Raw genomic sequence first — 21,912 nt, 5'->3', positions numbered from 1 at the left:
AAATCTCCTTTCCTAAGATTTTTTCTTGTAAATTTGGATCTCGCCGTTTATGCTAACGGCTATGATGCTATCTTCGTCGTTAAAAATTTTTATCACGGCGTCGGAGTTTTTGCCTATTTTTTCTATCTGTTTAAACTCCGCGTCGCTTCGTAAAATTTCGCCGTTTCCAAGCCCGATATAAACTTTATCCTGCACGACCAGCAGGCTTTTAACGCGCGAATTTGAGATTTTGTAAATTTGAATTTCTGCGTCCGTCAAATTTGCGTTTGCTTTGCCGTTAGTTAAATTTAAATCTGCTCTGTTTTGCGCGTTTTTGACGGAGGTCAAATTTGAGCTAGCGTTGTATTTGTCGTTTATTTTCGTCAAATTTGCTTCGGCGGTCAAATTTGCCGCGCTAGGCTGCTTGCTTGCTAAATTTTCATTCGTCAAATTTTCGTCTGCGTCAAATTTGAGGCTAGCTATCTCGCCGCTAGCAAGTCCGAAAATCACGCCTGAATTTATCTCTGCCGCGCTCAGAGCTACGGATTTTAATCTGCCTAGGTTTTTTGCCTGCATCGTGTTTAAATTTATGGCAAAAACCGATCTATCCCAGCTAGTTACCAGCGCGGCGCCGTTTAAAATTTGACAGGTTGCGATACGGTATGCGCCGTCAAAATTTGCGCGCGTCAGCTTTTTTGACGCAAGATCGTAAGAGATAAAGACGTTTTTGCCGGCGACCGCGTAAATTTTGCCGTTTGCGACGTGAAGGTGCGTTACCTGCGCATCAAGGCTTAAATTTGAAAGATTTAGCGCGCTAGCATAAGAACTAAAATCCTCGCTAAATTTAGCTATCTCGCCGCTCGCAAATCCTGCATATAAATTTGCGCCGTCAAAGGCTAGCGAGGTTATCTCGTTTGTTTTAAAGTCAAATTTGCTTATGGGTTTTAAGTCTTTTTGATTAAGTATTTTTAGCGAATTTTTGGTATCGTAGACGGCTAGGGTTTTGTTCTGCTCGCTATACGCGCAGCTTTTTACGTCGATGCTAGCCGTAGCGCTAACATCGCTTGCGAAGGAGAAAACAAATAGAGCGCATACGAGCGCTATAATTTTCATAAAAGTCTTTCAAATTTAAATTTTCTATTAATGAAACTATACAACTGGAAGGCTTAAAGTATATTGATTTAAATCAAAATCGTTAATAATTGAGTATAAAAAAATATCTTTGTGTTATAACGTAACACCTACAATTTACGAAATAATAAAGCTGTTATTATTTCAGATTTTCCAGCGTTTTCTTGATGTTTTGCGCCGTTAGATTGGAGATTTCGGCGACGAATTTATCGTTTTTGTCTAACACATAAAGCGAGGAGCTATGAGCGACGGAGTACTCTATCGCCGATTTTTCAAGCAGCACCTTTTGATACTTCACGCCGTAGTTTTTTGCAACCTTAGGCAGATCGTCTAACACTATGCCGTAAGAATTCGGATAAAAATACTTCGCATACTCGTCGACGTTTTTAGCCTCGTCGCGCTCCGGATCGAGAGTGACGAAAATCACTACGATATCGTCTCGTTTAAGCTCGTTTAAAACGCCCGAAAGGATACCTAGAGCCGCAGGGCAGACGTCTGGGCAGGTGGTGTAGCCGAAGTAGATAATCTTATTTTTGCCCTCAAAGCTCTTTAGACTCACCGCGCCGTTTGCGCCTTGGCCGGTAAGGGCGTATTTGTTTGAGTAGAGTGCGAGATAACCTGCACCAAGAACCGTTAAAATCAGTACAAGTACGATAAGAAGCTTTTTCATCATCTGCCCTTTCAAGTGAAATTTGCGCCTATTGATGCAAGTCGAAGTCTATATAAAGTCCGCTTTTTTTACCGTTTTCTAGCACCTCGAAACGGTACCTCATGATGTTTATCAGGCACGCGCTTAGCACGATGTTTGATACGTAGGCGTTGTCGCGCTTTTCGACTTCGGCTTTGATGACGCCCATGTCCATATTTACGCCGTGGATCTCAAGACTCGGGTTTTTAAACCCTTCTAGTCCCTCGATACGCACGATAGTCGGTTGCATCGTGTAAACGGGCTTTGGCGAGAGGCTAAATTTAACCGTCTTGCCGCGAAACTCTACGCCGCAGGAGTGCTCGGCGTTCATATCGCAAGAAAGCGGGGTTAAATTTGCCCCCACGTCCTCTGCGCTCAAAAAGTCCTCTTGCGCTTGCGGTTTAAAAAACAGGTACGCCGAAGTACCTAAAACACTGACTAGCAGGACTAAAATAATGAGAAATTTTTTCATTAATGCTTATGATGTCCGTCGTGATCGTGCGCGCCGTGATCGTGTCCGTGTTCGCCGTCTTTTTTAGCTACGACCGACTTTGCGACGATATCTTTTAGCTCGAGTTTTTGTCCGTTATCAAACTCTAGCGTAGCATCTAGTTTGTCGCCCTCTTTGATCGGAGCTTTGATGTTCATCAGCATCACGTGCAGACCGCCAGGTTTTAGGCTCACGGCGCTTTCCGGCGCTACTTCGATGCTATCTATCTGCACCATCTTTTTCATGCCGTCTACTTCTTTGTGCGTATGTATCTCGCCCGTAGCTGCTGCCGGCGAGCTAGCGCCGATTAATTTTATAGGTTTGTTGGTGTAGTTTTTGATCTCAAAAAATAGAGCCGTATTTTTGGCGCCAGGAGGCGTAGCTTTAGCGTAGATATCAACGATCTCGATATCTGCGGCATTTGCAAAGCCCAAAGAGGCGACTAATAGAGATAAAGCTAAAAATTTGCTTTTCATTTTTTGCGTCCTTTACGTATAATTTTGATATTCGCTATTGTAACACAAAATAAAAGCTTTTTAAAATTTTTAAGAGAAAATGTAATATAATTCTGGCCTTTATTACGAAAATACTCAACGTTAGGAAAATTTTGAAAAAACTACTCGGCTTACTTATTTTTTCTGTCTTTTTTTCTCAAATTTTATCCGCCAATGTTCTAGCGGACGCAAATTTGACGGGTACAAAATACTGGCTGGAAAAGCTAGCCGCAGCCGACGTCAGATACGGCTACTACGAGGCTAAAACCAAAATCATCGTCGTAAATAAAGCGCAAAAAACCCTGCAAAGCTTCGAGTATGCGGGCGGCGCGCTGGAGCAAATCTTTTCTCAAAGCGTGATAACTGGCAAAAGCGGGGATAAATTTAAAGAAGGCGACCTAAAAACGCCGGTCGGGGTTTACGACATCACGGACAAATTTACGCCGCCCGATCCCTTTTACGGGCCGCTTGCTATGTCGTTATCGTACCCAAACGCCCACGATAAGGCTGCGCAAAAAACGGGCGGAGGCATCTGGATACACGGCCTGCCGATGAAAGGCAAACGCGAGGACGAGGTAAAAACGCGCGGTTGTGTGGCGTTTAACAACGATGCGCTGGTGAAATTCGGCCAACTGATCGGCAGCGAGGGCGTCGTGATAATCAGCGAAAGCCAGAAGGTAGACGCTAGCAAAGACGACGTCGCGCGCGTGCTGGCACATCTGCACGAGTGGTTGCAGGCGTGGCGAGATAACGAAACTAAAATTTACCTCGGCTTTTATGCGGACGAATTTGTAAAAATAGACGGCAAAAACGCTCTAACGAGGGCTAAATTTGCCGAAAATAAAAAGAGAATTTTCGCGCTAAACGAAAAAAAGAGCATAAAAGCTTCAAATTTTAGCGTGACGCCGTACCCAAACGTCAAAGGGCAAAATCTTTTTAGAGTGGTTTTTGACGAGGATTATACTGCGCCCAGTCACGAATTTAAGGGGCAAAAAGAGCTCTACGTGCGGCTAGATAAAGATAAATTTAAAATCTTAACGGAGAAGTAAATGCAAGAAAAAAAAGAAATAGTAAAAAATCAGATCGAGGAAATTTTAAAGGCTAGAGGCGAGTTTTTCGCCGAGCTAGACCGCCAAGTGCCAAAGGTTGCGGGCACTGACGTGTTTGACTTCGCGGCGGTTAAAGAGGCAGATCTAAAGGCGCTTTACGCTAAATTTTACTCTTACGATTATAGTATTAGGAAGCTGCTTCCTAACGTTTATGAGGCGTTTGGCGTAAAATTCAATGTCTGAACTCGTTTTAAACAGATCCGCCTACATCCACAATCTAACTAAAATTTGCGCCAAAGCCGGCGGCAAAGATCGCGTGATTTTGGTGTTAAAAGACAATGCCTACGGGCACGGAGCGGCGCTTGTGGGGCGTGAGGCGGCGAGCTACGGCATCAAATTTTGCGCAGTCAAAAACGAAGTCGAGGCGCGCGAGCTGGAGCCCTTTTTCGAGCACATCCTCATCCTTTCGCATATCCCTACGGGCGGCGAGAGCGAGCGATTTATCTACGCCATAAACGACATTTCGCTGATTGCTAAATTTAAAAAAGGCGCACGCGTGCATATCGCCGTCGATACGCTCATGCACCGAAACGGCGTCTCGGTGGGCGAAGTGCGCGCGGCATGCGAGTCGGCCTTGGCGCACGGACTGCAAATTTGCGGCGCATTTACGCACTTTAGAAGCGCCGAAGAGCTTAGTAGCGATTATTTTGTGCAGAGGCGAAATTTCGCCGCGGCAAAAGCCGTGGTGCGCGAAATTTGCGGCGACGGTTTGGCCTTTCACTCGCATAACTCCGCTGCGACCGAGCGCTTCGGCGAGCTAGTGGACGAGTACGTGCGCGTGGGCATCGCCGCCTACGGCTACGCGCAGTTTGACGATAGTTTGGGGCTAAAGCGCGTGGCGTCGCTCTGGGCGCATAAGGTTAGCGGCAGAGTGCTAAAAAAAGGGCAATGCGCGGGATACGGCGCTAAATTTTGCGCGGACGAGGACATGCAAATCGCCGTTTACGACCTGGGCTACGGAGACGGATTGCTGCGCTACGCGGGCGAGGGCGAGCTAAAGGCTGCCTGCGGACGGCGGTTGCTCGGCAAAATGTCGATGGATAGCTTTTGCTGCGAAGATGCGGGCGATAAAATTTGCGTATTTGATGACGCTAGCGTTTGGGCGGATTTTTTCGGAACGATCAGTTATGATGTTTTAACCAAGCTCTCGCCTAGCATCTCGAGGCGGTTTGAGTAAAACTTCTCACAGTCCGCTTGAGTGCGCAGGCGGCAAACTCTGCGCGCATAACTACCGATCAAAGCTAGCTTTCCAAATTTATGAGCTTAGCCTGCTATCTTTAAAAGCGTAAATTTGTCGTCTGATTCAAATTTACGCCGAATTTTAGATTTTAACGAAAGCTTTCCGCGAGGCTTTTTACGTATTAGCGGAGACCTATCTAAGGTTTATATCATTAACGCTAAAGGCGACAGTATGGAGCCTACTATCGCTAACGGCGAACTTCTTTTTATAAGTACGGCAAATGCAGGTGGCGTAATAAGCGGCAATATATACGTCATAAACTACGGCGGAGACGTATTCGTCAAACGATTAGAAAAACCCGATAACAAGAGCCGTAACGTTATTTTCGGATGATGAAAAATACGAGCCTATCGTAATAGACGGCGAAAATTTAGAAAATTGCGCTATCGTAGGACGCGTCGGCACATATCAGAAAAGGTGTGATTTAAAGGGACTTTGAAGCTATCTTTGAAGTTTTTGAAGCAATTTGAAACTTTAGCTTTCAAATTGCAAAAAAAAATGCCTAAATTTTGCATTTTGAGTTCTCATTTTTTACCCTATGTCCCTATCTGCTAAAATAACGCTCTTAACGCTATTTGCTCCATATTTTTATCTGTTCTCATTTTTTTACCTTTTGCATAAGATTTATCAGAATTTTACCTAATATCGGCTCGCGATTTTGTAAATTTATGACATCGTTCGGCAGTCGTAAAAATTTATCGCTTTTTCTTGGGCGGCATCATGCTAATTTTACCCAAGCGTCAGGTTTGCTAAATTTTGTTTACTGATTTATAGCCCGCCATATCAGCGGGCAAAGCATTTTATGTTTTAGGGCACTACCGTATTTGCTTTTATGCCTCTACGCCGGCGTTTTTAATTTGGATTTGCGATAAAATCGGACGAGATTCTATGCGGCTAAATTTTCGTAGCGGCGTCAAATTTACGCTGGGTTGGCGCGAGCCGCATTTTGCAAAAACCGAAGCGGAGCATTTGGCTAAGCAGGCAAAATTATCTAAATTTACTTCAAAATATCCCGAAGCGCCGTTTTTAGATCGCTAAATTTAAAGCTAAATCCGCTTTTTATCAAGGCTTGCGGATAAACTTTCGCACCCTCAAGCAGTACGCTTGATCCCTCGCCCAGCATCAAATTTAGCACGAATTTAGGCACTTTAAAAAACGTCGGTCGCCCCAAAACCTCGCCTAAAATTTGAGTAAATTCGCCGTTTGTACTAGGAGTCGGCGAAACGAGATTAAAAACGCCGCTTTGACGGTTTTGTAAGACAAATTTAAACGCTTCCAGCAAATCCGTTACGCAAATCCAGCAAAACGCCTGCTCGCCGCTACCGATCTTGCCGCCAAGACCGAGCCTGAATGCCGGCAGCATCTTAGCTAGCGCGCCGCCTCGACCTAGCACCACGCCTAAGCGAAATATCGCCGTTTGAGTTCGCGCTTTAGCGGCCTGGCTCTCCCACTCGCATGCTAGTTCACCCAAAAATCCGCGGTCAAATTTGACCGAGCTCTCGTCGTGGCCAAGCCCGTTTTCATATATCCCGACGGCTGAAGCGCTGATGAAAAAGGGCGGATTTTCTAGCTCGTTTATAGCGCAAACCAGCGTGCGCGTAGTCTCTATCCTGCTTGCGCGAAGGCGCTTTTTGTAGGCCTCGCTCCATCTTGCGGCGATGGAGGCGCCGGCTAAATTTATAACCGCGTCGCAGCCTTTGATGAGATTTTGGAGCGCGTCTTTGTCGGCGTAGGCGGCCCTTGGGATAGCTACTATCTCGTGCCCCTGGGCTCTAAAAAAGCGGCAAAGTTCGCCGCCGATAAATCCGCTCGCGCCGTTTACGGCTATTTTCATGTTTTGCCTTTTTGATAAATTTACTTTGACGCGGGCGGTCAAATTTGACGCGGCTTTTGTAAAATAAGCGTTTAAAACGTAGCCGTCTTTCGCGAGAAAACGCGGCGAAAATTCGTAAATTCGCAAGCTCGAAAAACCGTAAATTTAGCCGAAATTAGGTCGAATTAAAGTCTTAATTTGGCGCGCGAAAACCTGAGTTTATGCGATTTTGCTGCTTAAATTTTAACCCACACAAGCCTAACCTCGGCGCTTAAATTTGACGGCAAGACCTGCGCTTAAATTTGCCCGTCAAATTTACTTTCTAAAATACTCTTTCACACCGTTTTCACCCTCTAATTGCGAGCGTAAATTTTCTAGCGCGGCGATGCGGTCTTGAGTACTCGGGTGCGTGCGAAACAGCGAGCCTAGCGCGCTTTTTACGCCGCTAAAAGGGTTGATGATAAATTTGACGGCAAGACCTGCGCTTAAATTTGCCCGTCAAATTTACTTTCTAAAATACTCTTTCACACCGTTTTCACCCTCTAATTGCGAGCGTAAATTTTCTAGCGCGGCGATGCGGTCTTGAGTACTCGGGTGCGTGCGAAACAGCGAGCCTAGCGCGCTTTTTACGCCGCTAAAAGGGTTGATGATAAACATATGCGCGCTTTGTTCGTCGGCGTTTGCCATCACGCGTCCGCGCGCGTAGTCCTCGAGCTTTCGCAGTGCGCCGGCTAGGTGCTGAGGCTTGCCCGTTATCATCGCAGCGCCCCTATCTGCCTCAAACTCCCGCGCCCGCGAGATCGCCATGCGTATGATCGTGGCGGCTAGCGGCATGATGACGGCTAGAGCGATTAGCATTAGAGGATTTTGCTTGCCTTGACGATTTGCCGCGCCAAACTGCGCAAAATTCGCTAGTATCGCGATCGCGCCAGCAAATACCGCCGCGATAGAGCCAGTTAGGATGTCGTAGTGGCGCACGTGGCTTAGCTCGTGAGCTAGCACGCCCTCGATCTCGTCTTTGTTTAGCAGATTTAGCAGCCCCTCGGTCACGGCTACTGCGGCGTGGCTGGGGTTACGACCCGTGGCGAAAGCGTTTGGAACGGCTTCTGGTATGATGTAGATCTTTGGCATCGGCAAATTCGCCTTCGCGCAAAGCTCGCGCACGATCTGATAAAGCCCCGTCGCGTGCGCTTCGTCTACCGGCACGGCTTGGTAGTGCTTTAACACGAGCGTATCCGAGAAAAAATATGAAAAGAAATTCATCCCAAGCGCAATCAAAAATGCGACCATCATACCGCTAGTGCCGCCTATCGCGCCGCCCACGGCAACAAAAAGCAGCATCAGCACGGTCATCAAAAACGCGGTTTTAAAAAGTTCCATTTGTTTCCTTTTTTGATCTATCCCAAACGATAGCGTTATCAAATATCGCTACGTCGGCTTGATACCCCGCTATCTCGCTAAGTTCGATTTCATCGCCGATTATACAAGCGACTTTGGCGTCAAAGAGATAAAATTGGGCCAAATTTGCGGCCTTTGGCGTAAACTCTCGCCTCGACATAACAAGCAGGTTCGCGCCCGCCGCATTTGCGATTATGCACTCGCTTACGTTCTCGCAAGCTACGCTAAATTTAGCCCCTTTTTCTTGCGCCGCTCTTATCATCTCGCTATTAAAATAAAACATATTTTGTAATTTCGCGTCGATTTCGTCTGTATTCGTGCAAAAATACAGCTTTTCGTACGGCACGAGTTCGTGTCCGATTAATTGCATTTCTACTCCTTTTTGCTTTGTATGCAGTCTTGACAGATATAACCGCCGCCGCTTATTACGGAGTCTTTTGCCTCTATAAAGGTGCCGCACTTTTTGCATTCGACGAAATTTTGGGCCTCTTTGTCCTCTTTTTTTGCGCCGCCTTTTACGCCTCTTTTGACGCGAGTTTTAAAAAATATCAAATAAATCGCAATTAAAACCGCTAAAAAAGCCAAAATTTTAAATAACATCGCCGCCCTTTATAAGTACGTAATTTCGGTTGCCGCGTCCGTAAATTTGAGCTTTGAGCCCGTATAGCTCGCTTTGCACGCTGCTTCCTTTGTAGAGTAAAATTTGAGTTTGCGCGTCAAAAAAGCCGTCGCAAATCCCAAGCAAATCTTTCGTTTTCATTAGCGCGCGGCTAGTGATTAGCTGTGCCGCGAAGGACTCGCTGTCCTCGATCTTGCAAGATTTTACGCGGACGTTGGTTAAATTTAGCTCGGCCTTGACGTAGCTTAGAAACGCCGATTTTTTCGGGCTGGGTTCAAAGAGGTGCCACTCGCACTCCTTTAAAATCATCGCGAGAAATATCGCTGGAAAGCCCGCTCCGCTGCCGATGTCGATCGCCGTTTTGGCGCCCCAAATTTGCGGAAAAATTTCAAGCGGAGCTATGCTATCGGCGATCTGCTCGTTTAAATTTTTATAGTTTGTGAGGCTGTGTACGCGGTTAAATTTAGCCAAAATTTCGCTAAATTTCGCCGTTTGCACATCAAAGTCTCGTGGCAGGTCAATTTTCATCTAGCATATGCCCCATCTGCTCTTTTTTCACGCGCAGGTAGTTTTCGTTAAATTTGTTCGCGTGTATGACGATCGGCACGCGAGAGACGATTTGCACGCATTTTAGCCCCGACAGTTTTTTTGGGTTATTGGTTAGCAAATTTATCTTTTCGATGCCGAAGTGCTTTAAGATAAAATCCACGATCTCATACGTTCGCTCGTCGGCCTTAAAGCCTAGCTGGTGGTTTGCCTCGATGGTATCAAAGCCCTGGTCTTGCAGGTGGTAGGCGTTTACTTTGTTTAGTAGGCCGATATTTCGCCCCTCTTGGCGCAGGTAGATCACCATGCCGCCGTGCTCCTCGATGTATTTTAGGCTTGCTTCCAGCTGGTCGCGGCAGTCGCACTTGAGGCTACCGATCGCATCGCCAGTTAAGCACTCGGAGTGGATGCGGACGTTTACGACCTCGCCGAAAGGTTTTTTGTAAATCGCCAAATGTTCCTTCTCCCCCTCCTTAAATGCCTTTATCTCAAATATCCCGAAACGAGAGGGTAAATTTGCCGTATTTGAAAGCTCGATATTCATAAAATTTTAACTCCTATTATGTTACACTAAGCGTAAATTGTAGCGAAGTAAAAGGAAAATTATGTTTAAACGTTTTAGAAGACTCAGGATAAATCCCGCTATCAGAGAGATGGTGCGCGAAAATAGCGTTGCGGCGAGCGATTTTATCTATCCGCTTTTCGTCGTCGAAGGCAATGGCGTGAAAAAAGAGATAAGCTCGATGCCGGGCGTCTTTCAGATGAGTTTGGACGAAATTTTAAAAGAGTGCGAAATCGTGCGAAATTTAGGCATAAAAGCGGTGATATTGTTTGGAATCCCTAGCCTAAAAGATAGCGTAGGCAGCGACGCTCTAAGCGATGATGGCATCATAGCGACCGCGCTTCGGGCGATAAAGGATAAATTTGCAGATCTCGTCGTGATAACCGATCTTTGCTTTTGCGAATACACCGATCACGGCCACTGCGGTATCCTAGATCACGTCCACCAGACCGTCGATAACGACGCGACGCTGGAAATTTCTGCCAAACAAGCGCTGATCCATGCTAGAAACGGCGCCGATATGATCGCTCCAAGCGGCATGATGGACGGCATCATCGCTACCTTGCGCGGGGCGCTGGATTTGAGCGGATATGAAAATTTACCGATTATGGCGTATTCGACCAAATTTGCTTCGGCATACTACGGGCCGTTTCGCGACGTAGCGGAATCAGCACCGAGTTTCGGCGACCGAAAAAGCTACCAGATGGATAGCGCAAACCGCCTAGAGGCCGTGAGCGAGAGCCTAGAGGACGAGGCGCAAGGGGCCGATATCTTGATGGTAAAGCCCGCCCTTGCGTATCTAGACGTCATCCGCGATCTGCGCGAAGCGACGAGGCTGCCGATCTGCGCGTATAACGTGAGCGGCGAATACGCCCTGCTAAAAGCTGCGGCAAAAGCCGGTGTCATCGACTATGAGCGCGTGATGATGGAGACGTTAGTCGGGTTTAAGAGAGCGGGGGCGGATTTGATAATAAGCTATCATGCTAAAGAAGCCGCCGCTTTACTAAGAAAATAGCGGCTTGTCTCGCGAGTATTTTTGCTTAATTTCGCAAATTTCGCCCTGCGATAGGCTGCATGCCTTATCTTGGGACGAAATTTACTTCTTCTATTTAGCTACAAGCGTAGCGAAGTAGGAAACAAGCAAATCTATCTCGCGATACTTCGCCTTAAAAATTTTTGGGCAAATTTGGGAATTTAAGGGGGGGCAAAATGCGACACTTTTTGACGCTAAACGACTTCGGTAAAGACGAAATTTTAGAAATGATAAATTTGGCGCGCGAGATAAAAAAAGAGGCAAAGGCGCGAGATTTTAAACCGTATCTCAAAGATCAAAAATTAGCGATGATATTTGAGAAAAGCTCGACTAGAACGCGCGTAAGCTTTGATGTGGGGATGAACGAGCTTGGCGGACACGCGCTGTTTCTCAGCTCGAGCGATATCCAGATCGGGCGCGGCGAACCGATAAAAGATACCGCTCGCGTGATCTCGCGAATGTGCGACCTCGTCATGGCTCGCGTTAATCGTCACGAGACGCTCGAGGAATTTGCCAAATTTAGCCGAGTGCCCGTGATAAACGGCCTTAGCGATAAATTTCACCCAGCGCAGCTGATGGCGGACTACCTCACGATGCTGGAATTTGACGCGGGCGGATGCGTAGCCTACGTCGGCGACGGCAACAACATGGCTCACTCGTGGCTGATGCTTGCCTCTAAACTCGGCTTAGAGCTAAGAATCGCGACGCCCGCGGGCTACGAGCCGGACGGCGAAATCCTAAATTTAGCGATGAAAAATGCTAAAATTTCGGGAGCTAAAATTTATCTAACTCATGACGTAAAAGAAGCCGTCTCGGGCGCCGACGTCGTCACTACCGACACCTGGGTCTCGATGGGGCAAGAGGCGGAAAAAGAAAAGCGCCTGAGAGAATTTGCCGGATTTTGCGTGGATGAAAATTTGATGAAATTAGCCACGTCTGGCGCGATATTTTTGCACTGCTTGCCGGCCTACCGCGGATACGAGGTGAGCGAGGCGATTTTTGAAGCGCATGCGGATGAGATTTTTGCCGAAGCCGAAAATCGCCTGCACGCGCAAAAAGGCGTGATGGTTTGGCTCGATCGCCGCAGAAACGGGTAAGTTAAGGAAGTAAATGAAAGAAAAAAATCTACAAAAAACATACGAAAAAATAGATGAAATCTCAGGCGAGCTCGGGATAAAAGAGGGCGAAAAAACGATATTTGAGATCGTGCCGACAAGCGATCCGAGTCAAATGAGCCTTAGCCTAAAAAGCGGCTCGTGGGACGGGGTGGAGCCGTGGTTCGGTATTGACGAAAATCAAAATTTACACACGATGGTTTCGTTAAAATCGCTCTCGCAGCTCATCGAAGCCTACCGCAACGTCCAAAAAGAAAATTTCGAGCTAAGGCTTGAAAAGACGATCTGGCAAAACGTGCCGATAGACTTCGCCGACGTTTGGGTCGTTGCGATGGACGAGATACGTAAGATCGCCGCAAAAAATAAAAATAAAAAAAGCATAGACGTAAATTTGGAAAAACTGGTAAAGGGTATCAAAAAGCAGTATCCGAATTTGTTCGTCGATATGGAGAATATAATGAAAAATGCGAGGAATAAAACGCTATGATAGATTTTGACGCTTACGTGAAGTATTCGCGCCCGGGACCGCGATACACGAGCTATCCGACCGCGCCCGAGTTTAGCGATAAATTTAGCTACGAGGACTACCTGCGGGAGCTAAAAAACCGCGACGCCTCACGCCCGCTTTCGCTTTATTTGCACCTGCCGTTTTGCCGCAGTGCCTGTTATTTTTGCGGTTGCAACGTGATCTATACGAGCAAAGAGGATCGCAAAACGCGCTATATGGAGTATCTGCAAAAAGAGCTCGATCTGCTAGCGGCAAATCTCGACACGAGCGCGCCTGTGCTACAAATGCACTTTGGCGGCGGCACCCCGACGTTTTACGGCGCGGATCAGCTAGATGAAATCATAAAAATGATAAAAGGTAAATTTAAAAACTTCTCGCCCGAGGCTGAAAACAGCTGCGAAATCGATCCGAGATTTTTAACTCGTGAGCAGCTTGACGTGCTGGTTTCTCACGGCTTTAACCGTATCAGCTACGGCGTGCAGGACTTTGACGAGCGCGTGCAAAAAGAGATCCACCGCATCCAGCCCTACGAGATCACCAAAAACGCCGTAGATATAGCGCGCGCTAAGGGCATAAACTCGATAAATATGGACTTGATCTACGGCCTGCCGTATCAGACGCTAGAGAGCTTTAAAGCGACGCTGGATAAGGCTCTGACGCTATCTCCCGACCGCCTGGCGGTGTTTAACTACGCGCACGTGCCGTGGATAAAAAAATCTATGCGCAAATTTGACGAAGCGACTCTGCCTAGCCCTAAAATCAAGCTTGAAATTTTAAAATACACGGCCGAGTTTTTTATCAAAAACGACTACAAAATGATCGGAATGGATCACTTTGCAAAGCCTGGCGACGAGCTTTTCGGCGCGCTTGCTAACGGCACGCTTCATCGAAATTTCCAAGGCTACACGACTAAGGGCGGAGCCGATCTCATCGGCATCGGGCTAACTAGCATCGGCGAGGGGCAAAGATACTACGCTCAAAATTTCAAGGACATGGACGAATACGAAAAGGCCCTAGATAGCGGCGTTTTGCCGTACTGCAAGGGCATATATCTAAACGATGACGATCTAATCAGAAAAGCCGTGATAATGAGCCTGATGAGCAACTTTGCGCTCGATATCAAGGCGGTCGAGGCCAAATTTGACATCAAATTTTTCGAGTATTTTAAGGATGATTTGGTCGAGCTTGAAAATTTGAGCGAATTCGTAACCGTAACGCCCGAAAAAATCAGCGTAAACGAGACCGGCACGCTAATCATCCGAAATATCGCGATGTGCTTTGACGCGTATTTGAAAAAAATACCGGAAAATTTACGCCGATTTTCAAAAACGGTTTGATGGGCGGATATGTTTAAATTTAGCGAAATTTCAGATAAATGCGTAAAATGTGGCAAATGTATCCAAGTCTGCACGATCCACAAGATAAACTCCGACGAAACGACCTCTCCGCGCGGCTTTTTGGATCTCGTGGGAGCTTACGAGCGCGGCGAGCTAAAGCTAGATAAAAGCGCGAAAAATATCTTTGAGAGCTGTTTTTTATGTACCAACTGCGTCGAGGTATGCCCAAACTCCTTGCGCGTGGATACGGCGATAGAAAACGTCCGCCGCGATATCGCGGATAAATTTGGTATCGCGTGGTACAAAAAAGCGTTTTTTTGGTTGCTTCGCCACCGCGCGGTGATGGACTTTTGTGCGAGGCTGGGATATGTGTTTCAAAGCTGTGCGTTTAAGATCCGCGAAGGCGCGATGAGTCCGAGATTTAGCCTGCCGATGGTGAAAAAAGAGCGGCTTTTGCCCACTGCTAGCAAAAAGAGCTTTTTAAACTCGCACGCCGAGTTTATCGATAACGGCGGCGATAAAACCATCGGCGTTTTTATCGGCTGTATGGGAAACTACGCGTATACAGGCATCGGCGAGGCTCTGGTTAAGATCGCGCGTGAGCTTGGGTTAAATTTAAATTTGATGAAAAAACAGGCCTGTTGCGGCGCACCGGCGTATTTTACGGGAGATTTTGCGACGGTTGAGGTCTTGGCAAAGCGAAATATCGAGTATTTTGAAAAAATGCTGGGCGAGATAGACGCTATCATCGTGCCTGAGGCGACCTGTTCGGCGATGATAAAGATCGACTACGAGCACTTCTTTCACGATGACGAGCAGTGGCGAGAGCGTGCAAAGGCGGTGAGCAAGAAGATATTTTTAGCGACGGAGTACTTTGAGAAATTTACTAATTTGGCTGAAATTTTGGCTAAAAAAGGCAAAAATTTAGCCTCCGTGACCTATCACGACCCTTGTCACGCTAGAAAAATGCAAGGCGTCTTTAAAGAGCCTCGCAAACTGCTCGCTCAAAACTACGAAATAACAGAAATGAGCGATCCAAACGAGTGTTGCGGTTTTGGCGGAGTGACGATGCAGTCTGAAAAATATCATCTAAGCCGCGCAGCCGGACAAAGAAAATCCGAGATGATAAAAAACTCGGGCGCAAAAATCGTAAGCGCAGAGTGTAGCGCCTGTAAAATGCAAATTTCAAATGCGCTACATATCGGCGGCTCAGACGTGAAATGCGAAAACCCGATAGAGTTAATCGCAAAAGCGCTTTTGTAAATTTATAACTTTTTTATTTTTTATAATATATAATCGCGGGTTAATGTATCAGCGTTAATTTAAAATAAATTACAAAGGATTTCTATGAGAAAAGCAGCAGCGATTAGCTTTTTAGTTTGCGGTTTGTTGTTCGCAAATGACGAATATAACGTATTTGTGAGCAGCTTCGGCGACGACGTAAAAGAAGAAGCGATAGAGAGTGCCAGAGCTAGCGTAGAGCGCAAGGTAGGTGACTTTGACGGAGTGGAAAAAGTAGTAAGCGGAACTTTCGGTAAATACCGTGCCGTAGCCGTTAAAACCAAGTCTTTAGATAAAGACAGCATTAAAAATTTAACGGCTAAAATCAAGGCAGCAGGATACGTAGACGCTTATAGCGCAGTTGCTAAAGACTCTGTTTCTTCAGGCGATGAAACGCAAAATTTTGGCGAAAGCAAAGATGCCGCTAAAGCTCCAAAGCCTGGCCTAAGAAAAAAACAAGATTTGACGTTTAAAGAAGCGCCGGAACCGATGGGAGCTGCCTACCTTGAAAACGGCGCGCAAGAGAGCGGTCAAGTGAGCCTAAACACGGCGGTTAAAAATTTACTTCTTGAAAACCCGGGTCTAAAAGAGACCGAATATGCCTATATGCAAGTCGGAAAAGACCTAAATATCGCCAATAACGCCTACTATCCGACATTTGATATCGGCGGAACTTACGGCTACAGAAAAGAAAAAATAGATAACGGCATAACCGTACAAAAAGGTAGCGGCAAAAGGCTTACGGCAAACGCGACGCTAACGGAAAATTTATACAACGGCGGAGCCGATAAAAACAGAATGATCTCTCAAAGCCACAGGATGGATGCGGCCGCTTATAGCGTAGCGCAAAAAGCCGACAGACTTACGCTTGAGTTTGCAAACGCATACATCACCGTGCTTCAAACTAAAGAGTTGCTAGAGATCGCACAATCAAACGTAAAAACTCACGAGGAAATTTACTCTCAAATCAAAGATAGAACAAGCTCGGGCTTTGCTAGAGGCTCCGAGGAGAGACAGGCCGGTTCTCGCCTTACGCTAGCTCAGGCAAATTTGATCTCTCGCGAAAATAACTATAACGACGCTCTAAGCACCTTTGAGAAACTTTACGGCAAAGGAATCGCGGCGGAAAATTTGGTCGCTCCAAGCTTTGAGTTGCCGCTACCGGGAAGCGAAAGCGCGGTATATAACATCGCTATGAAATGTAACCCGAGCGTTCTTTTGCAAGATGCAAACATAAAAATGAATCAATCGGTCGTTAATGAGAAAAACGCTGCTTTTAGACCGAAGGTGGATCTTGAAGCCAGCGCAAATCACGAGAGAAACGATGTATTTTACGACGATTATAAAGATACCTCTTACGACGTTTTGCTAAGACTAAAATATAATCTTTACAACAAAAACTCAGATAAGCTAGAGAAAGAAAAAGCCGTTCTAGCCGTTACCGAGTCGTCTCACGGGCTTGAGAGGGTAAAAAGAGAGCTTTCGGAGAGTCTTAAATTTTCATGGCAGACTTACGTGCTAAATCAAAAAAGACTCGAGTATCTAAACGAGCACGTTAAATACGCAAAAGAGACGCTTGATGCGTATAGGGACGAGTTTAGGATCGGCAGACGCGATCTTATAAATTTGCTTGATGCCGAGAGCGAATACAACAACGCTTTGGTTGAGATCGTAAATACTCAAAAAGAGCTTTTATATGCTAAATTTAGGCTTCTTGATAATATGGGCATGATTACCGATAGCTTTGAGCCTGGATTTGCTAAAAAATATATCCAAGGCGCGTGCTCGATAGCCGAGGACCTAAGATAGTCTTAGACTAAAATTTAGATAAATTTTATGAAATTTGGCATAAGCGCGGGCAAATACAGGAGGGCGTTTTTAGCGAGCGCCCTTTTTGTGTTCGCGATTTTTGCGGGAGGCGAGTTTATAAAAGCCTCCACCTACGACAAGATCGCTAAAGTTTACGGCCAAAACGCCAAAAAAAGAGTGGTTGCCTTAAACGAGCTCATGGTGAGCTTAAAGGATGCCACGGAGCAAGAAAAACTCGTAAAAGTAAATGATTTTTTTAACCGCTTACAGTGGAAAGACGACAGGGAAGTTTGGGGGCAAAAGGACTACTGGGCTACGAGAATGGAGTTTTTGGGCAAGGGCGCCGGGGATTGCGAGGATTTCGTTACGGCGAAGTACTTCACCCTAAAGCAGCTCGGCGTTTCCACGCAAAAGCTTTATTTCACTTACGTAAAAGCGCTTGATTACAACCAAGCGCACATGGTTTTATCTTATTATGATAGCCCAAAGTCCATACCGCTAGTTTTAGACAATATCAACCCAAACATCAAAATAGCTACGCAAAGAAAAGACTTAGCGCCCGTTTATAGTTTTAACGGCGATTCGCTATTTTTATCAAAACAAGAAGGCTTGGGGCAGGCCATCCCCGGCGGAAACAAAAAACAAAATCCAAAATGGCTAAATTTAGTCGACAGAATGAAAGAGGACGGATAGATGACGCTTTTAAAACAAATAATGCTGGCGATAATTTCCTTTATGTTGGTTATTTTCGTAGCCGTCGGGATTTTAAATTTTACGACGACGAACGACTATATCTCCGCTCAGCTAGGCACTAACGCCAAGCATACGGCAAATTCGCTAGGTCTTGCCATAGCGTCGGTAGCAAATCCAAATGATTTATCCGGCATTGAAACGATGATAAATTCGGTATTTGACAGCGGATACTACTCGATGATAAAGCTAGCCGGAGTAGATGGCGAGACGCTGATAGAAAACTCGCAGCCTCTAGTGGTAAATAGCGTTCCCGAGTGGTTCGTAAAAAACGTAAAACTAGAAGCTCCGGTGGCGCAAAGCGAGATAATGCTCGGCTGGAGTAAATTCGGCACTATTTACGTACAAAGCAACACCGGTATCGCTTATTACGAGCTTTACAACATAGTTAAAAAGGTATTTTTCGTGCTTTTCGTGATGTCGCTATCGGCTCTGCTTATTAGTTATTTTGGCGTAAAGATAATTTTTATCCCGCTCAAAAAGGTTCAAAAGCAAGCCGAGGCCATACTGCAAAACAGTTTTATTTTACAGGAAAAAATTCCTTTTACGCTAGATATTAGGCAGGTCGTCCTTGCGATGAACGTGATGATAACGCGCGTTAAGGACGTGTTTGAGCAAAGCGCCAAGACGCTAAGCAAATACGAAGAGCTACTTTATAAAGACGAAGAAACCGTACTTTTTAACAGAAGGTATTTACAAAATAACTTTAAAGATTATATCTCGAGCGAGGAGTATTCAAGCGGCGCCGCATCGATGATAACTTGCAAAGATTTGCGAGATCTAAAACAAGAGATCGGCTTTAACGCGCAGCAAAAGCTTATAAAAACTATCGCGTCAGTAATATCCCAAAATGCCATAGGTATGCTGCGAGCTAGGCTAAACGACGATGACTTTATGATCGTAGCCGCAAATTTAACGACGCAAAACGTCAAAGCCATAACCGATAAAATTTTACTAACGATACAAGAAGAATTTATCAAATTTAACGTAGATATGGACAAGCACCCGGTCTTTGCCGCGATCGTGCCTTACGGACCGAAAACTCCGCTAAAAGACGTGCTCATAACGGCCGACATCACGCTAGCAAGAGCTAAAGAGGGCTCAAATTTCTCCTCCCTGATCTATAAGAGCGACAAAGAGATCATGCTAGGAAAAGAGGAGTATAAAGAGCTCATCGAAACCTCTCTTAAAAACGGTATGTTTAAATTTGCGGGACAAAAAGTGGCGTCAAATTTTGCTGAAATAGCGCACTGCGAGCTGTTTATCAGACTCGTCGACGGCGAGGGTAGATGGCAGACGGCGAGCTACTTTATGCCGATGGTAAACGAGCTAAAGATGGCGGTGGATATCGACCTTTACGTTTTAAACAAATTTGCCGATATGCTAAGAGACGGCAAGCTTAAAACTATGCAATATGCGCTAAATTTGGGCAAGGATATCTTAAACTCTACTCAGCACTTTACCGAGCTTGAAAATGCGCTCAAAAAGATAAGACGATATGCGCCTGCTAAAATTTTTATCGAGATCCCGAACAAAGACGACATAGACGTGGCGGTTCTTGACGGACTTCACCAGAGATTGCGCGCGCTCGGTTTTGGCTTTGGACTAGATCACTTCGGATTTGACGCGAAAAGTATCGAAAGGCTCAATGCCGTTAGCCCTGATTACGTCAAAATCCCGGTGGCAAATTTGATAGACTTTTTGGGTGAGAGAACGTCGGAGCAAAGAAGCTCGTTTGAAGCGATGATGAGAAGCAAGGGCGTAAAAATCATAGCTATGGGCGTAGAAAACGAAGAGCAAGAAAAGAGACTGCATACCCTAGAAATCGACTATTTGCAGGGAATTTTCATATCTCAAATAGAAAATATCGGATAAAAAATGCAAGAAAAGAAAAACGACGAACTGCTTGATTGTTTGGTGATATTTACCAAGCTGCACAACAACCCATATACCGCCGATGCGCTAGTGGCCGGGCTACCGACTAACGAAAACGAAGATATCGAGCTTTTTTCGCTTAGCGGCTCGAAATCTCTTTTTACCAGAGCGGCGGCTAGGGCAGGGTTTGTTTCAAGTTTGGTAAATAAACGAGTCGAGGATATCTCGCCCTTGGTGCTGCCTTGTATCCTGCTTTTACGCGGGAAAAAGGCTTGTATATTAGAGAGTTTTGAGGGCAAAACGCACGCTAAAATCATAACTCCCGATATGCCAAACGGCTCAAATTTGATAGAAATCGAAAAGCTAAAAGAGGAGTATCTGGGCTATAGCTACCTGCTAAAGCGCGAATTTATCCCCGAGGATAATAAGCCAAATTTGATAGACACCAAAACTAGCCACTGGTTTTGGGGTACGCTAAAGCGCTCGAGGAAAATTTACATCGACGTTATCGTAGCTAGTATAGTGATAAATTTGTTTGTTTTAGCCAGCCCGCTTTTTACGATGAACGTTTACGACCGAGTCGTACCAAATAACGCCGTAGAGACGCTTTGGGTACTAGCTCTTGGCGTGGGCGTGGTTTATCTTATCGATCTGTTTTTAAAATTTATACGCACGTATTTTCTAGACGTCGCGGGCAAGAAAAGCGACATCATCATGAGCTCGTTGCTTTTTGAGCGCGTGATGGATATAAAGCTCTCCGTTAAGCCAAAATCGGTTGGCTCGTTTGCTAATAACCTGCGCGAATTTGACACGGTTAGAAATTTTTTCACTTCAAGCACTTTGGCTGTTCTCATCGACCTTCCGTTTGCGATTCTGTTTTTGCTGATTACTTATTTTATCGCGAGCTACTTGGTAGTCGTGCCGCTGTTTTTTATGGCAGCCGTGCTTTGCTACACGCTTTTTATCAAAAATCCGCTCCAAACCAGCATAAAAAGTACTTTTGAGGCTAGCGCGAAGAAAAACGGAATTTTGATCGAGACGCTAAACGGTCTTGAGACGATAAAAACCATGGGCGCGACCGGAAACGTACAGTGGAACTGGGAAGAGGCTACCGGCGAGATAGCAAATAAAAGCATAAAATCAAAGCTGATCTCGGCGTCGATAAATACGGTTACGTCGTTTTTCGTGCAGTTAAATACGGTCGGCATCATCGTCTTTGGTGTATATATGATACAAGACACCAAGCTCACGATGGGCGGACTCATCGCGGCCGTGATGCTTAGCTCGCGCGCTATCGCTCCTATGGGGCAGTTTGCGAGCCTGCTGGCAAACTACGAACAGACGAAAACCGCCTACGAGAGCCTAAAAAAGATAATGGAGATGCCTGTCGAGCGTCCAGAGGGTAAAAAATTCGTTCGCCGAAATACCTTTAACGGCAAGATCGAGTTTAAAAACGTATGCTTTACCTATCCGGAAAGCACCAAAGCCTCGCTAGATAGGGTAAATTTTACTATAAACGCAGGCGAAAAGGTGGGCATCATCGGCAGAAACGGCTCTGGGAAAACCACTATTGAAAAGCTTATTTTGGGACTTTATTCGCCGACTGAGGGCTCGATCCTGATAGACGGCATCGATATAAATCAAATCGACCCGGCCGACTTGCGCCGAAATATCGGCTACGTCCCGCAAGACGTGGTTTTGTTTAAAGGCACGGTAAGAGGCAACATCGTCTACAAAGCCCCGCACGTCGATGATATGCAGATTATACGCGCGGCAAAGGTTAGCGGCGTAGACGAATACGTAGACGCGCATCCGCTAGGCTTTGATATGCCGGTGCATGAGCGCGGCGAGGGTATAAGCGGCGGACAGCGCCAAGCTATCGCCGTAGCGCGCGCCTTTTTGTTAGATAGTCCGATTATATTGCTCGACGAGCCGACCAATTCTCTTGATAGCAGCGTGGAAAATAAGCTAAAAAACAATCTCAAATTTAACACGAAAGATAAAACTATGCTGCTTATAACGCACAAAACGTCTCTGCTCGAGCTAGTAGATAGACTCATCGTCGTCGATAACGGCAAGATACTGCTAGACGGGCCGAGAGATGAAATTTTAGCTAAGCTTGGCGGAAAGTAGCG

23 protein-coding genes are annotated in these 21,912 nt (G+C 45.9%); 13 read left to right on the top strand and 10 right to left on the bottom strand.

What is annotated here, in order from left to right:
* Nucleotides 1-12: 12 nt before the first annotated feature.
* The 4 genes from E4V70_RS03660 to E4V70_RS03645 form a co-directional block, all read right to left on the bottom strand.
* Nucleotides 13-1,092 (bottom strand): PQQ-binding-like beta-propeller repeat protein, encoded by a 1,080-nt coding sequence (locus tag E4V70_RS03660; RefSeq protein WP_122861835.1) that lies wholly within the window; start codon nt 1,090-1,092, stop codon nt 13-15.
* A gap of 157 nt (nt 1,093-1,249) precedes the next feature.
* The gene (locus tag E4V70_RS03655) at nt 1,250-1,780 is read right to left on the bottom strand and encodes an SCO family protein (protein ID WP_122861836.1); all 531 of its coding nucleotides are present in this window, start codon (nt 1,778-1,780) and stop codon (nt 1,250-1,252) included.
* 28 nt (nt 1,781-1,808) lie between these two features.
* Nucleotides 1,809-2,270, bottom strand: a complete 462-nt coding sequence (locus E4V70_RS03650) for a hypothetical protein (protein WP_122861837.1) — start codon at nt 2,268-2,270, stop codon at nt 1,809-1,811.
* Entirely contained in the window at nt 2,270-2,764 is a 495-nt protein-coding gene (locus tag E4V70_RS03645) for a copper chaperone PCu(A)C (RefSeq protein WP_122861838.1), read from the bottom strand. The genes E4V70_RS03650 and E4V70_RS03645 overlap by 1 nt, the downstream gene beginning before the upstream one ends.
* Nucleotides 2,765-2,895: 131 nt before the next feature.
* On the opposite strand from E4V70_RS03645, the gene pgp2 reads away from it, so the two are divergent.
* From pgp2 to E4V70_RS03625, 4 genes are all read left to right on the top strand, one after another.
* Nucleotides 2,896-3,831 carry a cell shape-determining L,D-carboxypeptidase Pgp2 gene (pgp2, locus tag E4V70_RS03640; RefSeq protein ID WP_122861839.1) on the top strand — a complete coding sequence of 312 codons (936 nt, stop codon included), beginning with the start codon at nt 2,896-2,898 and terminating at the stop codon, nt 3,829-3,831.
* Nucleotides 3,832-4,074 (top strand): CmeU family protein, encoded by a 243-nt coding sequence (gene cmeU / locus E4V70_RS03635; RefSeq protein WP_122861840.1) that lies wholly within the window; start codon nt 3,832-3,834, stop codon nt 4,072-4,074.
* Complete coding sequence (locus E4V70_RS03630; protein ID WP_122861841.1) at nt 4,067-5,068, top strand: alanine racemase; 1,002 nt, start codon at nt 4,067-4,069, stop codon at nt 5,066-5,068. Before cmeU ends, E4V70_RS03630 begins: the two co-directional genes overlap by 8 nt.
* 114 nt (nt 5,069-5,182) lie before the next feature.
* Nucleotides 5,183-5,464, top strand: coding sequence for a S24 family peptidase (locus tag E4V70_RS03625; RefSeq protein WP_122863673.1), 282 nt, complete (start codon nt 5,183-5,185; stop codon nt 5,462-5,464).
* Between the two features lie 664 nt (nt 5,465-6,128).
* Here the strand turns inward: E4V70_RS03625 and E4V70_RS03620 are convergent.
* From E4V70_RS03620 to ribA, 6 genes are all read right to left on the bottom strand, one after another.
* Nucleotides 6,129-6,965 (bottom strand): TIGR01777 family oxidoreductase, encoded by an 837-nt coding sequence (locus E4V70_RS03620; protein ID WP_122863108.1) that lies wholly within the window; start codon nt 6,963-6,965, stop codon nt 6,129-6,131.
* A gap of 483 nt (nt 6,966-7,448) precedes the next feature.
* Nucleotides 7,449-8,324 carry a zinc metalloprotease HtpX gene (gene htpX / locus E4V70_RS03610; protein ID WP_122861843.1) on the bottom strand — a complete coding sequence of 292 codons (876 nt, stop codon included), beginning with the start codon at nt 8,322-8,324 and terminating at the stop codon, nt 7,449-7,451.
* A complete protein-coding gene (locus E4V70_RS03605) occupies nt 8,311-8,712 on the bottom strand; it encodes a hypothetical protein (protein ID WP_122861844.1) in 402 nt (133 codons plus the stop codon). Before E4V70_RS03605 ends, htpX begins: the two co-directional genes overlap by 14 nt.
* A 2-nt stretch (nt 8,713-8,714) precedes the next feature.
* Nucleotides 8,715-8,942, bottom strand: a complete 228-nt coding sequence (locus E4V70_RS03600; RefSeq protein WP_122861845.1) for a PP0621 family protein — start codon at nt 8,940-8,942, stop codon at nt 8,715-8,717.
* On the bottom strand, nt 8,932-9,489 hold the full coding sequence (gene rsmG / locus E4V70_RS03595) for a 16S rRNA (guanine(527)-N(7))-methyltransferase RsmG (protein WP_122861846.1): 558 nt from the start codon (nt 9,487-9,489) through the stop codon (nt 8,932-8,934). Before rsmG ends, E4V70_RS03600 begins: the two co-directional genes overlap by 11 nt.
* Nucleotides 9,479-10,051 carry a GTP cyclohydrolase II gene (ribA, locus tag E4V70_RS03590; RefSeq protein WP_122861847.1) on the bottom strand — a complete coding sequence of 191 codons (573 nt, stop codon included), beginning with the start codon at nt 10,049-10,051 and terminating at the stop codon, nt 9,479-9,481. The genes rsmG and ribA overlap by 11 nt, the downstream gene beginning before the upstream one ends.
* Nucleotides 10,052-10,112: 61 nt before the next feature.
* Between ribA and hemB the strand changes: the two genes are divergently transcribed.
* The 9 genes from hemB (at nt 10,113) to E4V70_RS03545 (ending at nt 21,910) form a co-directional block, all read left to right on the top strand.
* A complete protein-coding gene (hemB, locus tag E4V70_RS03585; protein WP_122861848.1) occupies nt 10,113-11,084 on the top strand; it encodes a porphobilinogen synthase in 972 nt (323 codons plus the stop codon).
* A 194-nt stretch (nt 11,085-11,278) separates the two neighbouring features.
* Nucleotides 11,279-12,199 (top strand): ornithine carbamoyltransferase, encoded by a 921-nt coding sequence (gene argF, locus E4V70_RS03580; RefSeq protein ID WP_122861849.1) that lies wholly within the window; start codon nt 11,279-11,281, stop codon nt 12,197-12,199.
* 13 nt (nt 12,200-12,212) lie between these two features.
* Nucleotides 12,213-12,704 carry a DUF2603 domain-containing protein gene (locus E4V70_RS03575; RefSeq protein WP_122861850.1) on the top strand — a complete coding sequence of 164 codons (492 nt, stop codon included), beginning with the start codon at nt 12,213-12,215 and terminating at the stop codon, nt 12,702-12,704.
* Nucleotides 12,701-14,062, top strand: coding sequence for an oxygen-independent coproporphyrinogen III oxidase (gene hemN / locus E4V70_RS03570; RefSeq protein ID WP_122861851.1), 1,362 nt, complete (start codon nt 12,701-12,703; stop codon nt 14,060-14,062). Before E4V70_RS03575 ends, hemN begins: the two co-directional genes overlap by 4 nt.
* Nucleotides 14,063-14,071: 9 nt before the next feature.
* On the top strand, nt 14,072-15,325 hold the full coding sequence (locus tag E4V70_RS03565; protein WP_122861852.1) for a (Fe-S)-binding protein: 1,254 nt from the start codon (nt 14,072-14,074) through the stop codon (nt 15,323-15,325).
* 84 nt (nt 15,326-15,409) lie between these two features.
* Complete coding sequence (locus E4V70_RS03560; protein ID WP_122861853.1) at nt 15,410-17,152, top strand: TolC family protein; 1,743 nt, start codon at nt 15,410-15,412, stop codon at nt 17,150-17,152.
* Nucleotides 17,153-17,179: 27 nt separating this feature from the next.
* Nucleotides 17,180-17,845, top strand: coding sequence for a transglutaminase-like cysteine peptidase (locus tag E4V70_RS03555; protein WP_004322117.1), 666 nt, complete (start codon nt 17,180-17,182; stop codon nt 17,843-17,845).
* Nucleotides 17,846-19,777, top strand: a complete 1,932-nt coding sequence (locus E4V70_RS03550; RefSeq protein WP_122861854.1) for a bifunctional diguanylate cyclase/phosphodiesterase — start codon at nt 17,846-17,848, stop codon at nt 19,775-19,777. It abuts the gene before it with no gap.
* A 3-nt stretch (nt 19,778-19,780) separates the two neighbouring features.
* On the top strand, nt 19,781-21,910 hold the full coding sequence (locus E4V70_RS03545) for a type I secretion system permease/ATPase (protein ID WP_122861855.1): 2,130 nt from the start codon (nt 19,781-19,783) through the stop codon (nt 21,908-21,910).
* The last annotated feature ends 2 nt before the right edge of the window (nt 21,911-21,912 follow it).

Origin of the sequence: Campylobacter showae (genome assembly GCF_900699785.1) — a bacterium.
Taxonomy (GTDB): domain Bacteria; phylum Campylobacterota; class Campylobacteria; order Campylobacterales; family Campylobacteraceae; genus Campylobacter_A; species Campylobacter_A showae_D.
This window is presented reverse-complemented; position numbering and strand designations above follow the sequence as displayed.

Bases quoted from the DNA above. Each gene is read 5' to 3' on its own strand.
- E4V70_RS03575 (WP_122861850.1), top strand. From the start codon at position 12,213: ATGAAAGAAAAAAATCTACAAAAAACATACGAAAAAATAGATGAAATC.
- E4V70_RS03545 (WP_122861855.1), top strand. From the start codon at position 19,781: ATGCAAGAAAAGAAAAACGACGAACTGCTTGATTGTTTGGTGATATTT.
- E4V70_RS03555 (WP_004322117.1), top strand. From the start codon at position 17,180: ATGAAATTTGGCATAAGCGCGGGCAAATACAGGAGGGCGTTTTTAGCG.
- E4V70_RS03600 (WP_122861845.1), bottom strand. From the start codon at position 8,942: ATGTTATTTAAAATTTTGGCTTTTTTAGCGGTTTTAATTGCGATTTAT.
- cmeU (WP_122861840.1), top strand. From the start codon at position 3,832: ATGCAAGAAAAAAAAGAAATAGTAAAAAATCAGATCGAGGAAATTTTA.
- E4V70_RS03630 (WP_122861841.1), top strand. From the start codon at position 4,067: ATGTCTGAACTCGTTTTAAACAGATCCGCCTACATCCACAATCTAACT.
- rsmG (WP_122861846.1), bottom strand. From the start codon at position 9,489: ATGAAAATTGACCTGCCACGAGACTTTGATGTGCAAACGGCGAAATTT.
- E4V70_RS03565 (WP_122861852.1), top strand. From the start codon at position 14,072: ATGTTTAAATTTAGCGAAATTTCAGATAAATGCGTAAAATGTGGCAAA.
- E4V70_RS03560 (WP_122861853.1), top strand. From the start codon at position 15,410: ATGAGAAAAGCAGCAGCGATTAGCTTTTTAGTTTGCGGTTTGTTGTTC.
- E4V70_RS03655 (WP_122861836.1), bottom strand. From the start codon at position 1,780: ATGAAAAAGCTTCTTATCGTACTTGTACTGATTTTAACGGTTCTTGGT.
- htpX (WP_122861843.1), bottom strand. From the start codon at position 8,324: ATGGAACTTTTTAAAACCGCGTTTTTGATGACCGTGCTGATGCTGCTT.
- hemB (WP_122861848.1), top strand. From the start codon at position 10,113: ATGTTTAAACGTTTTAGAAGACTCAGGATAAATCCCGCTATCAGAGAG.
- argF (WP_122861849.1), top strand. From the start codon at position 11,279: ATGCGACACTTTTTGACGCTAAACGACTTCGGTAAAGACGAAATTTTA.
- E4V70_RS03620 (WP_122863108.1), bottom strand. From the start codon at position 6,965: ATGAAAATAGCCGTAAACGGCGCGAGCGGATTTATCGGCGGCGAACTT.
- E4V70_RS03645 (WP_122861838.1), bottom strand. From the start codon at position 2,764: ATGAAAAGCAAATTTTTAGCTTTATCTCTATTAGTCGCCTCTTTGGGC.
- E4V70_RS03650 (WP_122861837.1), bottom strand. From the start codon at position 2,270: ATGAAAAAATTTCTCATTATTTTAGTCCTGCTAGTCAGTGTTTTAGGT.
- ribA (WP_122861847.1), bottom strand. From the start codon at position 10,051: ATGAATATCGAGCTTTCAAATACGGCAAATTTACCCTCTCGTTTCGGG.
- E4V70_RS03660 (WP_122861835.1), bottom strand. From the start codon at position 1,092: ATGAAAATTATAGCGCTCGTATGCGCTCTATTTGTTTTCTCCTTCGCA.
- E4V70_RS03605 (WP_122861844.1), bottom strand. From the start codon at position 8,712: ATGCAATTAATCGGACACGAACTCGTGCCGTACGAAAAGCTGTATTTT.
- E4V70_RS03550 (WP_122861854.1), top strand. From the start codon at position 17,846: ATGACGCTTTTAAAACAAATAATGCTGGCGATAATTTCCTTTATGTTG.
- hemN (WP_122861851.1), top strand. From the start codon at position 12,701: ATGATAGATTTTGACGCTTACGTGAAGTATTCGCGCCCGGGACCGCGA.